Consider the following 14,917-nt stretch of genomic DNA (forward strand, 5'->3'; position numbering starts at 1 on the left):
TCAACGTGAGCATAATGTCTGTTTTCTGTTTCATACTCAACGTGTGAAGTATTGATTGTGATTCCTCTTTCTTTTTCTTCTGGAGCTTTATCTATTTCTGCATAGTTAAAAGCTTCTGCAAATCCTCTGTTTGCTAATACAGTTGTGATTGCAGCTGTTAATGTTGTCTTACCGTGGTCTACGTGACCGATTGTTCCAATATTTACGTGTGGTTTACTTCTCTCAAATTTTTCTTTTGACATTGTAAAATTCCTCCCTTATTATGAAATGATTTAAAATCTTATATTAGATTCCAAAATATAATCTATATTATTTAGATTTGTTTCCAGCAACTTGTTCTTGAATACTCTTTGGAACTTCTTCGTAGTGATCGAATACCATTGAGTAAACCCCTCTACCTTGAGTTCTTGATCTTAAAGATGTAGCATATCCGAACATTTCTGATAATGGTACGAACGCTCTAATAACTTGAGCACCATTAACAGCTTCCATTCCTTCCATTCTACCTCTTCTTGAATTAACGTCTCCAATAACATCTCCCATGTATTCTTCAGGAACTGTTATTTCAACTTTCATCATTGGTTCAAGAAGTACTGGATCTGCTTTAGACATAGCATTTTTAAATGCCATAGATCCTGCAATCTTAAATGCCATTTCTGATGAGTCAACTTCATGGTATGAACCGTGTACTAATCTAACTTTAAAGTTAATAACATTGTATCCAGCAATTATACCATTTAAAGATGCTTCTTGAATACCATTGTCAACAGCTGGGATATATTCTCTAGGAATAGCTCCTCCAACAATTGCATTTTCAAATACGTATTCTCCCTCAGTTGGTTCCATTTCAATTACAGCATGACCGTATTGACCTTTACCACCTGATTGTTTAGCATATTTAGCTTCTGCTTTAACAGCTTTTCTAATTGTTTCTTTATAAGCAACTTGTGGAGCTCCAACGTTACATTCAACTTTGAATTCTCTCTTAAGTCTATCAACGATGATATCTAAGTGTAATTCACCCATACCAGCGATAATTGTTTGACCTGTTTCTTCATTAGTCCAAGTCTTGAAAGTTGGATCTTCTTCAGCTAATTTAGCTAAAGCCATTCCCATTTTTTCTTGAGCTGCCTTAGTTTTTGGTTCGATAGCTACAGAAATAACTGGTTCTGGGAATTCCATTGATTCAAGGATTATAGGTTCTTTTTCTGAACATAAAGTGTCACCAGTACTTGTGTTCTTTAGTCCGATTACTGCTCCTAATTCCCCTGCTTCTAATGATTCAACTTCTTGTCTTGAGTTAGAGTGCATCTTAACAAGTCTACCAATTCTTTCTTTCTTACCCTTAGTTGAGTTAAGAACGTATGAACCACTTTCCATTATACCAGAATAAATTCTTGTATATGCTAACTTTCCTACGAATGGATCTGTAGCGATTTTGAATGCTAGCGCTGATAATGGTTCTCCATCAGAAGCACTTCTTTCAGCCTCTTCTCCATCTAAGTTAGTACCTTTTACAGCTGGAATATCTAATGGTGATGGTAAGTAATCAACAACACCATCTATCATTTGTTGAACACCTTTATTCTTATATGAAGAACCACATATACAAGGGTAAATTTCATTAGCTATAGTAGCTTTTCTTAAGCCAGCTTTTAATTCTTCCTCAGTGATTTCTTCTCCATCTAAGTATTTCATCATTAATTCTTCATCAGCTTCAGCAATTGCTTCGATCATTGCTGCTCTATATTCTTCAGCTTTTTCAGCATATTCAGCTGGTATAGCTTCTTCTCTCATATCTTTTCCAAGATCATCGTGGAATATGATAGCAACGTTTCTTATAAGATCAATCATACCTTGGAAGTTTTCTTCGTTCCCTATTGGAATTTGTATTGGAACTGCATTTCCTTTTAATCTATCTCTTACAGTGCTTATACATCTAAAGAAATCTGCACCTGTTGCATCCATCTTATTAACATAAATCATTCTTGGAACACCATATTTATCCGCCTGTCTCCAAACAGTTTCAGTTTGAGGTTCAACCCCACTCTTTGCGTCTAAAACTGTAACAGCACCATCAAGTACTCTTAACGATCTTTCAACTTCTACTGTGAAGTCTACGTGTCCAGGAGTATCAATTATATTAAGTTCATGTTCTTTCCACGCACATGTTGTAGCTGCAGAAGTAATTGTTATACCTCTTTCTTGTTCTTGAACCATCCAGTCCATTGTAGAAGCTCCATCATGAGTTTCACCTATTTTGTGATTTATTCCTGTATAAAATAATATACGCTCAGTTGTTGTTGTTTTACCCGCATCAATATGAGCCATTATACCGAAATTACGAAATTTATCTAAAGGATATTTTCTAGCCATTAATTGTCCTCCTCTCAAATAGTAAGTTTAAATTTGACAAAACTGTCTTGGCGTAAGCCAAAACAGTTTATATATATATTAGTATCTGTAATGAGCAAATGCTTTATTAGCTTCTGCCATTTTATGAGTATCTTCTCTCTTTTTAACAGCTGCTCCAGTATTATTAGATGCATCTAATAATTCTCCTGCAACTCTTTCGCACATTAACTTTTCGCCTCTTTTTCTAGCGGCTATTAACATCCATCTTATTCCTAAAGTCTGTCTTCTTTCTGTTCTAACTTCCATAGGAACTTGGTATGTTGCACCACCTATTCTTCTGGCTTTAACTTCTAGTAATGGCATTACATTGTTCATAGCTTCTTCAAAAACTTCTAAAGCTTCCTTACCACTTCTTTGAGCGATTAATTCAAATGCTTCGTAACAGATTTTTTGAGCTACACCTTTTTTACCATCTTCCATTATGCTGTTTATGAATTTTGTAACAACTTTTGAATTGTATACTGGATCTGGTAATACATCTCTTTTTGCTATATGTCCTTTTCTTGGCACTTTTCTTCCCTCCTTAACAATTTAAATTTAAGTTCATCGGTACTCGGTATTTTTTTATACCGTAAAGTGTTCTCCTCATACATCTATATAAACTAAAATTACAAATCTATGTAAATGCGAAGATTAGCACTAAACTAAGTTAACCTTATTTTTGCTTAGGTTTCTTAGCACCGTATTTTGATCTTCCTTGCATTCTGTTAGCTACGCCTGCGCAGTCTAACGCACCTCTTACAATATGGTATCTTACACCAGGAAGGTCCTTAACTCTACCACCTCTTATAAGAACAACACTATGTTCTTGTAAGTTATGGCCTACACCACCAATGTATGCAGTTACTTCAAATCCGTTTGTAAGTCTTACTCTTGCAATTTTTCTTAACGCTGAGTTAGGCTTCTTTGGAGTTGTAGTTTTTACTACAGTACATACTCCTCTTTTTTGAGGGCATTCTTTAAGTGCTGGTGCAGTTGATTTTACTGCTGTTGACTTTCTGCCTTTTCTTACTAATTGGCTAATAGTTGGCATTTTTTCACCTCCCGAAATTTATTTATCTATATTAAATTAAGATAAACACTAAATTATATAAATGTAATTAACTTTAATTAAAGCTAATCATTTACTTAATAATTAATATATCACTATAACATTCATTATAGCTTATACTTAAATACAAGTTTTACATAAATATACATTTTGATAAAAACTCATGAAGACAAACTAAATTTGCCTTCATGATGTATTATTCACAAATATGTTTGTGTGGCTTTTAACAGCCACACAAACTGTATTTTATCATTTTAATATACGCATGTCAATAAAATTAATTATTCAACTATTTCTATCTCATTTTCTTCTATTTTTTCATTTTTTGTGTTTAAATTTAACCCTCTGTATCTCATCATACCTGTTCCAGCTGGTATCAATTTACCTATGATTACATTTTCCTTTAATCCTATTAATGGATCAACTTTTCCTTTTATAGCTGCTTCTGTAAGAACTCTAGTAGTTTCTTGGAATGAAGCTGCTGATAAGAAACTATCTGTAGCTAATGCTGCTTTAGTAATACCTAGTAAAGATTGTTCGCCTTTAGCCTCTTCTCCACCAAATTCTCTAACTTTAGCATTTGCTTCTTGGAAATCAAAAATATCTATCATTGTTCCAGGTAATAACTCAGTATCACCAGATTCAAGAACTTTTACTTTTCTAGTCATTTGTTTTACAACTACTTCAAGGTGCTTATCATTAATATCAACCCCTTGTAGTCTATATACTTTTTGAACTTCTGAAAGTAAATATCTTCTAGCTCCATCTACACCTTTAATATTCATAATATCATGAGGATTTACTGATCCTTCTGTTATCTCATCTCCAGCTTCAATATAATCTCCATCAGATACTTTTAATCTTGATCCAAATGGGATATCATAGCTACGTTCTTCTCCATCTGCATCCATAACAAATACAGCTCTCTTTTTCTTAGTTTCTTCAATTCTTACATTACCATTTATTTCACTTACTATAGCAAGCCCCTTTGGTTTTCTAGCTTCAAATAATTCTTCAACTCTAGGTAAACCTTGAGTAATATCTGATCCTGCAACTCCACCTGTATGGAATGTTCTCATTGTAAGCTGTGTTCCTGGTTCTCCAATTGATTGAGCTGCTATTATACCAACAGCTTCTCCTATATCAATCTTCTTAGCTGTAGCCATATTCATTCCATAACACTTGGCACACACACCAACTTTACAATCACACGTGAATGCAGATCTTATCTTAACTTTTTTGATTCCAGCATAAACAACTTTATCAGCTATTACTGGATTCATATATTCATTTTTAGCTACTATTACGTCTCCACTATTAGGATCAACTATATCTTCTGCAGTATATCTACCAATTAATCTTTCTTTTAATTCTTCGATTACTTCAGAACCTTCTTTTATTTCAGATACGTATATTCCGTCATCTGTTCCACAGTCTTCTTCCCTTACAATTACATCTTGACAAACATCAACAAGTCTTCTTGTTAAATAACCTGAATCGGCTGTTTTTAACGCTGTATCAGCATTACCTTTTCTAGCTCCATGAGTAGATATAAAGTATTCTAATACATCAAGACCTTCTCTAAATGATGCTCTGATTGGTAATTCAAGGATTTTTCCTGATGGACTTGCCATAAGTCCTCTCATACCAGCTAATTGCTTGATTTGAGATTTAGATCCTCTGGCTCCTGAATCTGCCATCATGTAGATTGGATTAAATTTATCCAAACTATCCATTAATGCATCGGCAACTTCTTCTGTTGTCTTAGTCCATTTTTCTATAACTCTTTCATATCTTTCATCTTCAGATATAAATCCTCTTTTATACATCTTTTCGATTTTATCTATTGTTTCATCTGCTTCATGTAGTAAATCGTATTTAACTTGAGGTACTATCATATCTGATGCTGCAACTGTTACGGCACCAATTGATGAATAATGATATCCTAATGCTTTAATATTATCAAGCATTATTGATGTTTTCGTAGGACCATGTAGCATATAACTTTGATCTATTACTTTTCCTAATGATTTCTTAGTTACTAGGAAATCTATTTCTAAATCAAATTTTTCTTTTTCATTTTCTCTATTAACAAATCCTAAATCTTGAGGAATTGATTCATTAAATATAAGTTTTCCTACTGTAGTTTTTATTATTCCTGATTTTACTACTCCATCTATTTCTTTGTATACTCTAACATTGATTTGTGCATGAATATCTATATATTTAGATTCATAAGCCATAACAGCCTCATCTTTATTAGAGAAAGTCATGCCTTCTCCCTTAGCGCCAGTTCTATCCATGGTTAAGTAGTAAGAACCAAGAACCATATCTTGTGTTGGTACACAAACTGGTTTACCATCAGATGGTTTTAAAATATTTCCTGCTGCTAACATTAAGAATCTTGCTTCTGCTTGAGCTTCTACTGATAGCGGTACATGGACAGCCATTTGGTCTCCATCAAAGTCAGCATTATACGCTGTACATGCTAATGGATGTAATTTAATTGCTCTTCCTTCTACTAATACAGGTTGGAACGCTTGAATTCCTAATCTATGTAGTGTAGGAGCACGATTAAGTAATACTGGATGATCAGTAATAACTTCTTCTAACACATCCCATACTTGTGGTAAAACTCTTTCTACCATCCTCTTAGCACTCTTTATATTATGTGCAATTCCATCTTGAACTAATTTCTTCATAACAAATGGTTTAAATAACTCTAAAGCCATTTCTTTTGGAAGTCCACATTGATACATTTTTAATTCTGGTCCAACAACGATAACTGATCTACCAGAATAGTCAACTCTCTTACCAAGTAAGTTTTGTCTAAATCTACCTTGTTTACCCTTTAACATATCTGAAAGAGATTTTAAAGGTCTATTTCCTGGACCCGTTACCGGTCTACCTCTTCTACCATTATCAATAAGAGCATCTACTGCTTCTTGAAGCATTCTTTTTTCATTTCTTACAATGATATCTGGTGCTCCTAAATCTAATAATTTCTTTAATCTATTGTTTCTGTTAATAACTCTTCTATATAAATCATTTAAATCAGATGTTGCAAATCTTCCTCCATCTAATTGAACCATAGGTCTTAAATCTGGTGGAATTACAGGAATTACATTTATAATCATCCATTTAGGATCATTTCCTGACTTAGCAAAAGATTCTACAACTTCTAATCTTCTTATAATTCTTACTCTTTTTTGACCTGTGCTTTGCTTTAAGTCTTCTTTAAGTTCTTTAGCACCAGCTACTAAGTCTATTTCTCCAAGTAATTCTTGAATTGCTTCAGCACCCATTCCGGCAACAAAGCTATCATCACCATATTTATCTATTGCTTCTCTATATTCTTTTTCATTAAGCAATTGTTTCTTTAATAATGGTGTTTCTTTTGGATCTATTACTATATAAGATGCAAAATATAAAACTTTTTCTAAAGCTCTTGGTGACATATCCATTAATAATCCCATTCTTGATGGAATTCCCTTAAAGTACCAAATGTGAGAAACTGGAGCAGCCAGTTCTATGTGCCCCATTCTTTCTCTTCTTACTTTAGCCTTTGTAACTTCAACTCCACATCTGTCACAAACTATACCTTTATATCTTACTCTCTTATATTTTCCACAATGACATTCCCAGTCTTTCATAGGTCCAAATATTCTTTCACAGAAAAGACCATCTTTTTCTGGCTTTAATGTTCTGTAATTAATAGTTTCAGGTTTTTTTACTTCTCCTCTTGACCACTCTCTTATTTGTTCTGGAGATGCTAAACCAATTTGTATGGCATCAAAATTATTTAACTCAAACAAGGGTAAATCCTCCCTTCAAAATTAATGTTCATCATTAAAATCATCTAATTCTAGATCAGTTTCAAGTGTTTCTATTTCAAAATTTTCATCATATTCAATTTCATCAAGATCTTCTCTATATCCGTCTTCAACTTCTTCAGTGTTGCTCTCTACTACTGGAGTGCTTTCTTCTGAACCTTCTATATTAACTTCTAAATCCGCCATTTCTTCATCAGCATATTCTTTTAAACTAACTTCTTGATGATTTTCATTTAAAACTTTAACATCTAAGCATAATGCTTGAAGTTCTTTTATAAGTACTTTAAATGATTCTGGCACTCCTGGTTCAGGTATATTTTCACCCTTAACAATAGCTTCATATGTTTTTACTCTACCTACAACATCATCTGATTTAACAGTTAATATTTCTTGTAATGTATGAGCTGCTCCATAGGCTTCAAGAGCCCAAACTTCCATTTCTCCAAATCTTTGACCACCGAATTGAGCTTTACCCCCTAGTGGTTGTTGTGTAACTAAAGAATATGGACCTGTTGATCTAGCATGAATCTTATCATCAACTAGATGGGCAAGTTTTAAGATATACATTATACCTACTGTTACTAAGTTATCAAATGGTTCTCCTGTTCTACCATCATATAGTACAGTTTTTCCATTTGCATTATACCCTGCTTTTTCCAAGCATTCTTCAATTTCACTTTCAGTAGCTCCATCAAATACAGGTGTTGCTATATGCCAACCTAATTTGCTAGCAGCCCAACCTAAATGCACTTCAAGTACTTGACCGATGTTCATACGTGAAGGTACGCCTAGTGGATTTAAGCATATTTGTAATGGTCTACCGTCTGGTAAGAATGGCATATCTTCTTCAGGTAATATTCTTGAAATAACCCCTTTATTACCATGACGTCCAGCCATCTTATCCCCTACTGATATTTTTCTCTTTTGAACTATATAGCATCTTACAAGTTCATTTACTCCTGGATTTAATTCATCTCCATTTTCTCTTGTAAATACTTTGATATCAACGATTATTCCAGCTTCTCCATGAGGAACTCTTAAAGAAGTATCTCTAACTTCTCTTGCTTTTTCTCCAAATATTGCTCTTAATAATCTTTCTTCTGCTGTAAGTTCAGTTTCTCCCTTAGGTGTAACTTTACCAACTAAGATATCTCCTGATCTTACTTCAGCACCAATTCTAATGATACCTCTATCATCTATATCTTTAAGTGCATCTTCGCTTACATTAGGTATATCTCTAGTTATTTCTTCTGGTCCTAGTTTAGTGTCTCTTGCTTCACATTCATATTCTTCAATATGCATAGATGTGAATACATCTTCTCTTACTAGTTCTTCTGAAATAAGCATAGCATCTTCGTAATTATAACCTTCCCAAGTTATAAATCCCATTCTTATGTTCTTACCTAATGCTATTTCTCCTAAATCAGTTGAAGGACCATCTGCAAGAACTTGGTTCTTAAATACTATTTCACCTTTAGTTACTATAGGTCTTTGATTTATACAACTACTTTGGTTACTTCTCTTAAACTTAAGTAATCTATAGTTATCAGTTCCTCCATCTGAATCTCTCTTCACTCTAATTTCATTAGCAGATACGAATGTAACAATACCAGCATTTTTAGCCTTTGGAAGAACTCCAGAATCTACCGCTGCTTTAAATTCTATTCCAGTACCAACAATTGGTGCTTGAGGTTTTAATAATGGAACCGCTTGACGTTGCATGTTAGATCCCATAAGTGCTCTTGATGCATCATCATTTTCAAGGAAAGGTATCATAGCTGTTGCCACTGATACAATTTGTCTTGCAGATACATCCATTAAGTCAACATCTGTTGCTGGAACTACTAATACATCTTCTAAGTATCTAACAGTTACTTTTTTGTCTACAAAATAGCCATTTTCATCTAATGGCTCTTTTGCTTGAGCAATTAAGCATTGATCTTCTTCATCAGCTGTAAAATATCTTATTTCATCAGTTGCTCTAGCATTTTCTTTATCTATAATTCTATATGGTGTTTCTATAAATCCATATTCATTAACTCTAGCAAAAGTAGCTAATGAGTTTATAAGTCCTATATTTGGACCTTCTGGTGTTTCTATTGGACACATTCTACCATAATGAGAATGATGAACGTCTCTAACTTCGAAACCAGCTCTTTCTCTTGAAAGACCTCCTGGTCCTAAAGCTGATAATCTTCTCTTATGTGTTAATTCTGATAATGGATTTGTTTGATCCATGAATTGAGATAATTGTGAACTACCAAAGAATTCTTTAATAGCTGCTGCTACTGGTCTTATATTAATTAACATTTGAGGAGTTATTGATTCTTGGTCCTGAATAGTCATTCTTTCTTTAACTACTCTTTCCATTCTAGATAAACCAATTCTAAATTGATTTTGTAATAATTCTCCTACTGATCTTAATCTTCTATTTCCCAAATGATCTATATCGTCAACATAACCTATTCCATAAGGCAATCCTAGTTCATAACTAATAGTTGCAAATATATCATCTTTTATGATATGTTTTGGAATAAGTCTACTTAAATTTTTCTTAATTTCTTCTTTTATAGTTGCTTCATCAGAATAATTATCTAATATTTCTCTTAAAGTTGGATAATGTACCAATTCCTTTATTTGTAAATCACTTACGTCAAAAGGTACTTGTTTCGTTATATCTACAAAATTATTGCTAATAACTCTAACAAGTTTATCATCAACTAATATGTCTACTGATTTTATTCCTGCATTTTGAATGTCTTCTGATAATAATCTACTGATTTTTTGGCCTTTTTCAACCATAATTTCTCCAGTAGATGGATTAATTACATCCATTGCTGCTATTTGATTAGCAATTCTTAAATTTAATGCAAGCTTTTTATTGAACTTATATCTTCCAACTCTAGATAAATCATATCTTTTAGCATCAAAAAATAATGAGTCTATTAATGATATTGCACTATCTACCGTTGGTGGCTCACCTGGTCTTAATCTTTTATATATTTCAAGTAATCCTTCTTCTCTAGTCTTAGTATTATCTTTTTCAATACTTGCTCTGAATCTTTCATCTTCACCAAAGAAGTCTAATAATTCTTGATCACTTCCAAATCCCATAGCTCTTGCTAAAATTGTTATTGGAAGTTTTCTTGTTTTATCAATTCTTACATAAATAATATCATTAGAGTCTGTTTCATACTCTAACCAAGCACCTCTGTTTGGAATTACTGTAGCTGAATATAATTTCTTACCAGTTTTATCAATTGAATAATTGTAATATACTCCTGGTGATCTAACTAATTGGCTTACAATAACTCTTTCTGCACCATTAATTATAAAAGTACCTTGTTCAGTCATTAATGGGAAGTCTCCCATAAACACTTCTTGTTCTTTAATTTCACCAGTTTCATTGTTTTGTAATCTTACTGAAACTTTTAACGGTGCTGCATAAGTTGCATCTCTTTCTTTACACTCTTCAACAGAATACTTAATATTATCCATATCAAGCTTATAATCTACAAATTCTAGCACTAAATTTCCTGTAAAATTTGTAATAGGATTGATATCACCAAAAACTTCGTGCAGTCCTTCTCTTAAAAACCACTGATATGAATCTAATTGCACTTCAATTAGATTTGGCATTTCTGTAACGTCTTTGACTTTACCAAAACTCATTCTCGTTCTTTTTCCAACTTGGACAGGATGTACCATCAACTTTCACCCCTTGTATAAAGTAAAATAACCAAAAAACATACTTCCTCTAAGGACTTATGCTTTCGGATAGCGTCTTCTTTCAGTATAACCATTTTTGGTCAGATTATACTTATTTTTCCCACATATATACACTTACCCACTATCATGGTTAAGTACATTATATGATACTATCATATAAAATTTTCATTGTCAATATATTAATGACGTAATTTTTTCAGGAAAAATTTAGATATATTAACACTTCAATAGCTATAAAGCTATATAAAATATTTACTATATAAATCAACATTTTATATAGCTTTATAAAATGAGTTTAAAAAAGGTGCTATATAAGCACCTTTTTTATATATAAGAAATTAAATTATTTAACTTCTACTTCTGCTCCAACTTCAGCTAATTTAGCTTTCATGTCTTCTGCTTCTTCTTTAGATACAGCTTCTTTTAATGTCTTAGGAGCTCCATCAACTATTTCTTTAGCTTCTTTTAATCCTAATCCAGTGATTTCTCTAACTGCTTTTATAACTTTGATTTTGTTTGCACCAGCGCTAGCTAGTATTACATCAAATTCAGTTTTTTCTTCTCCAGCACCACCTGCTACAGCTCCTGCTACAGCAACTGGAGCAGCTGCGCTTACTCCAAATTCTTCTTCGCAAGCTTTTACTAATTCATTTAATTCTAAAACGCTCATTTCTTTTATAGCTTGAATGATATCTTCTCTTGTCATTTTAAATAGCACCTCCGAAATTTTTTCATAAAATTTATAATTGTTTTTTATTCAGCATTATTCAGCTGATTCTGATTCCTTACTATCTTTAATTGCACTTAATAAGTATGCAAAGTTTGATAGTGGAGACTTGATACTTCCAAGAAGTTTTGCAATAAGAACTTCTTTTGAAGGAATTGTAGCAAGTTGTTTGATTTTATCTGCATCGTAGATTTCTCCTTCTACAATACCAGCTTTTAATTCTAACTTCTTATGATCTTTTGCAAAATCATTTAGGACTCTAGCTCCTACAGTAACATCTTCATATCCAAATGCAATAGCTACTGGTCCTTCTAAGTATTCAACAGCACCGTCTAAACCTAATTCTTTAGCTGCTATACTTACTAAAGTATTTTTATATACTTTGTATTCTACGCCAGCTTCTCTTAAATTTTTTCTAAGAGCTGTATCTTCTTCAACTGTTAAGCCTTGATACTTAGCGAACACAACTGCTTTTGCTTTTTCTAACTTTTCTTTAATTTCAGCAACTTTTGCTTCTTTAAGTTGTCTGTTCTTGTTCATGCTATGATCCACCTCCTCACAGTTTTAAACTGCTTAATTCTATTAAAAAAGATCTTCCCATAGACAGAGAAGATCTATAATAAACTTACTTATTATATACCTCGGTAGGTAGTTTAAACTTTATGCTCTCGCACCTACTGTCTATGGAAAATATATTTTTAACTTTCACAACGAATTAAAATATATCACATTTAATTCATTATGTCAATATTAATCTAAAGCTTTTGTTGGATTAATTTTTGCTCCTGGTCCCATTGTGCTAGAAACAGTAATTGATTTTAAGTATTGTCCCTTAGCAGCTGCTGGCTTAGCTTTAACTAAAGCTTCCATTAATGTTGTAAAGTTTTCTTTTAACTTTTCAGTTCCAAAAGATTTCTTTCCAATTGGGCAATGAACTATAGAAGTTTTATCAACTCTATATTCTACTTTACCAGCTTTAATTTCAGCAATTGCTTTAGCAACGTCAAATGTTACTGTACCTGATTTTGGATTAGGCATTAATCCCTTAGGTCCTAATACTCTACCAATTCTACCAACTACACCCATCATATCTGGAGTTGCAACAACTACATCATAATCAAACCAGTTTTCTGATTGGATCTTTTGAACTAAATCTTCAGCTCCAACGAAATCTGCTCCAGCTTCTTGAGCTTCAGTAGCCTTATCTCCCTTAGCAAAAACAAGAACTCTAACTGTTTTACCAGTTCCATTAGGTAATACAACTGCTCCTCTAACTTGTTGATCTGCATGTCTTGGATCTACTCCAAGTCTTACATGTAGTTCAATTGTTTCATCAAAGTTTGCTTTTGCAGTTTTTACAGTTAAATCTAATGCTTCAGTTGAGTTGTATAAAGCACTTTTATCTATTAACTTTGAACTTTCAATATATTTCTTTCCCATTATAAGCCTCCTCTGTGGTATTAGCGGTTTTTACCTCCCACTTATTTTTACGAATTACTCTTGAATTGTTACGCCCATACTTCTTGCTGTACCTTCGATCATTTTCATAGCTGTTTCGATGCTAGCAGCATTTAAGTCTGGCATTTTAGTTTCAGCAATCTTTTTAACTTGTTCTTTAGTTAAACTTCCTACTTTTGTTCTGTTAGGTACTCCTGATCCACTTTCTAATCCTAATTCTTTCTTGATTAGAACAGCAGCTGGAGGAGTCTTTAATATGAAACTAAAAGATCTATCTTGGTAAACAGTTATAACTACTGGTATTATTAACCCAGCTTGATTTGCTGTTTTTGCGTTAAACTCCTTACAGAATCCCATTATGTTTACACCATGTTGACCTAAAGCTGGACCAACAGGTGGTGCTGGTGTTGCCTTACCTGCTTGAAGTTGAAGTTTAATCATTCCAGTTACTTTTTTAGCCATTTTCGTTATTCCTCCTACACTGTGGTATATACGGACTTTTTTGTCCTCCCACTTATTTAAAATTAGCTTATATTTAAATTAAACTAATTTTTCAACTTGATTAAAGTCTAGTTCAGCAAGTGTTTCCCTGCCAAACATATCTACTAAAGCCTTTATCTTTTTCTTTTCTAAAACTATCTCTTGTATTTTTGCTACTGAATCCATTAAAGGTCCTGAGATAATTCTTATACTTTCCCCTACTTCCAAGTCAATCTCAACAGGCATTTCTAAAACTCCCATTGTTTCCACTTCTTCGTCAGAAAGAGGAACAGGCTTTGATCCTGGTCCTACAAATCCTGTGACTCCTCTTGTGTTTCTTACAACATACCAAGATTCATCAGTCATCAGCATTTTTATCAATACATAACCAGGAAATTTCTTTTTTAATGAGACTTTTTGTTTGCCATCTTTTTCTTCAATCACTTCTTCCATAGGCACTTGCATGTCATAAATTAGTGATTCAAGACTTCTGTTTTCAATTGCTTTTTCTAGGTTTGCTTTAACCTTATTTTCGTATCCTGAGTATGTATGCACTACATACCATCTTGCTATATCACTCATACTTGTATAGGTGAATAAAAGATCACCCAAACCTCCCTTTACTTAAAATTAAAAATCATTTCAAAGAGGTTCTTGAAAATAAAATCTAATCCACCAACTAATATTATATATATTATGGCGAATACACCTACTGCAACAAATGCTTTTTTTGTCTCATCCTTTGAAGGCCAAGTTATTATTTTAAGTTCGGCCTTAACCTCTCTAAAAAAACTAAGTAAGCCGCCATTTTTAGGAGCATCTTTAGTTTTTGCAATATCTTTTACTGACATAACTTCACTTCCTTAAACGTAATTAAGTATATGTCACACTTTATTACTTCTATTTTGTTTCTCTATGAAGTGTGTGCTTTTTGCAAAATCTGCAATATTTGTTCATTTCTAATCTATCTGGGTTGTTCTTTTTGTTTTTCATAGAATCGTAATTTCTTTGTTTACACTCTGTGCATGCTAAAGTTATTTTAGTTCTCATAACTGCACCTCCAATTTTTATATATAATAGTTCAAAAGATTCAATCTCTTATTTAAGCGTTACTTTTTACACAATATCATACAATATGTAAAATGTCAACTTCCTTTGAAAGGACCAGGTTCAGCACCCAGTCCATTTTATTCCTTTTTAATATATTATTAAAATTAAGCGTTA

13 protein-coding genes and 1 other annotated feature are annotated in these 14,917 nt (G+C 32.8%); all 13 genes read right to left on the reverse strand.

Annotated features, from left to right (window positions below):
• On the reverse strand, positions 1-242 hold a 242-nt coding region (locus NG918_RS08640; protein ID WP_252225585.1), incomplete at its 3' end, for a GTP-binding protein.
• Positions 243-309: 67 nt separating this feature from the next.
• Complete coding sequence (gene fusA, locus NG918_RS08645; protein WP_252214994.1) at positions 310-2,376, reverse strand: elongation factor G; 2,067 nt, start codon at positions 2,374-2,376, stop codon at positions 310-312.
• Between the two features lie 78 nt (positions 2,377-2,454).
• The gene (rpsG, locus tag NG918_RS08650; RefSeq protein ID WP_003372509.1) at positions 2,455-2,925 is read right to left on the reverse strand and encodes a 30S ribosomal protein S7; all 471 of its coding nucleotides are present in this window, start codon (positions 2,923-2,925) and stop codon (positions 2,455-2,457) included.
• Between the two features lie 145 nt (positions 2,926-3,070).
• Entirely contained in the window at positions 3,071-3,448 is a 378-nt protein-coding gene (gene rpsL / locus NG918_RS08655) for a 30S ribosomal protein S12 (RefSeq protein WP_003369958.1), read from the reverse strand.
• A gap of 299 nt (positions 3,449-3,747) precedes the next feature.
• Complete coding sequence (gene rpoC / locus NG918_RS08660; protein WP_252214991.1) at positions 3,748-7,281, reverse strand: DNA-directed RNA polymerase subunit beta'; 3,534 nt, start codon at positions 7,279-7,281, stop codon at positions 3,748-3,750.
• Between the two features lie 21 nt (positions 7,282-7,302).
• The gene (rpoB, locus tag NG918_RS08665; RefSeq protein WP_252214988.1) at positions 7,303-11,007 is read right to left on the reverse strand and encodes a DNA-directed RNA polymerase subunit beta; all 3,705 of its coding nucleotides are present in this window, start codon (positions 11,005-11,007) and stop codon (positions 7,303-7,305) included.
• Positions 11,008-11,371: 364 nt separating this feature from the next.
• The gene (rplL, locus tag NG918_RS08670; RefSeq protein WP_252214985.1) at positions 11,372-11,734 is read right to left on the reverse strand and encodes a 50S ribosomal protein L7/L12; all 363 of its coding nucleotides are present in this window, start codon (positions 11,732-11,734) and stop codon (positions 11,372-11,374) included.
• A 57-nt stretch (positions 11,735-11,791) separates the two neighbouring features.
• Positions 11,792-12,295 carry a 50S ribosomal protein L10 gene (rplJ, locus tag NG918_RS08675; RefSeq protein ID WP_252214982.1) on the reverse strand — a complete coding sequence of 168 codons (504 nt, stop codon included), beginning with the start codon at positions 12,293-12,295 and terminating at the stop codon, positions 11,792-11,794.
• Positions 12,296-12,330: 35 nt separating this feature from the next.
• Positions 12,331-12,460 (reverse strand) — a sequence feature (ribosomal protein L10 leader region).
• 45 nt (positions 12,461-12,505) lie between these two features.
• Positions 12,506-13,195, reverse strand: coding sequence for a 50S ribosomal protein L1 (gene rplA / locus NG918_RS08680; protein WP_012423549.1), 690 nt, complete (start codon positions 13,193-13,195; stop codon positions 12,506-12,508).
• Positions 13,196-13,249: 54 nt separating this feature from the next.
• A complete protein-coding gene (gene rplK, locus NG918_RS08685; protein WP_003371022.1) occupies positions 13,250-13,675 on the reverse strand; it encodes a 50S ribosomal protein L11 in 426 nt (141 codons plus the stop codon).
• A gap of 78 nt (positions 13,676-13,753) precedes the next feature.
• Positions 13,754-14,275, reverse strand: coding sequence for a transcription termination/antitermination protein NusG (gene nusG / locus NG918_RS08690; protein ID WP_252215344.1), 522 nt, complete (start codon positions 14,273-14,275; stop codon positions 13,754-13,756).
• Positions 14,276-14,313: 38 nt separating this feature from the next.
• Positions 14,314-14,544: a preprotein translocase subunit SecE gene (gene secE, locus NG918_RS08695; RefSeq protein WP_252214979.1), complete on the reverse strand. Its 231-nt coding sequence runs from the start codon at positions 14,542-14,544 to the stop codon at positions 14,314-14,316.
• A gap of 49 nt (positions 14,545-14,593) precedes the next feature.
• Positions 14,594-14,743 (reverse strand): 50S ribosomal protein L33, encoded by a 150-nt coding sequence (gene rpmG, locus NG918_RS08700; protein ID WP_012449883.1) that lies wholly within the window; start codon positions 14,741-14,743, stop codon positions 14,594-14,596.
• Positions 14,744-14,917 lie beyond the last annotated feature (174 nt).

Source organism: Clostridium sp. ZBS2 (genome assembly GCF_023845855.1).
Lineage (GTDB): Bacteria > Bacillota > Clostridia > Clostridiales > Clostridiaceae > Clostridium > Clostridium aquiflavi.

What these genes read in the sequence shown, in the direction of transcription:
- rplL (WP_252214985.1), bottom strand. Translation starts at nt 11,734, where the DNA reads ATGACAAGAGAAGATATCATTCAAGCTATAAAAGAAATGAGCGTTTTA.
- rpoB (WP_252214988.1), bottom strand. Translation starts at nt 11,007, where the DNA reads ATGGTACATCCTGTCCAAGTTGGAAAAAGAACGAGAATGAGTTTTGGT.
- rpmG (WP_012449883.1), bottom strand. Translation starts at nt 14,743, where the DNA reads ATGAGAACTAAAATAACTTTAGCATGCACAGAGTGTAAACAAAGAAAT.
- rplK (WP_003371022.1), bottom strand. Translation starts at nt 13,675, where the DNA reads ATGGCTAAAAAAGTAACTGGAATGATTAAACTTCAACTTCAAGCAGGT.
- rplA (WP_012423549.1), bottom strand. Translation starts at nt 13,195, where the DNA reads ATGGGAAAGAAATATATTGAAAGTTCAAAGTTAATAGATAAAAGTGCT.
- rplJ (WP_252214982.1), bottom strand. Translation starts at nt 12,295, where the DNA reads ATGAACAAGAACAGACAACTTAAAGAAGCAAAAGTTGCTGAAATTAAA.
- secE (WP_252214979.1), bottom strand. Translation starts at nt 14,544, where the DNA reads ATGTCAGTAAAAGATATTGCAAAAACTAAAGATGCTCCTAAAAATGGC.
- fusA (WP_252214994.1), bottom strand. Translation starts at nt 2,376, where the DNA reads ATGGCTAGAAAATATCCTTTAGATAAATTTCGTAATTTCGGTATAATG.
- rpsL (WP_003369958.1), bottom strand. Translation starts at nt 3,448, where the DNA reads ATGCCAACTATTAGCCAATTAGTAAGAAAAGGCAGAAAGTCAACAGCA.
- nusG (WP_252215344.1), bottom strand. Translation starts at nt 14,275, where the DNA reads ATGAGTGATATAGCAAGATGGTATGTAGTGCATACATACTCAGGATAC.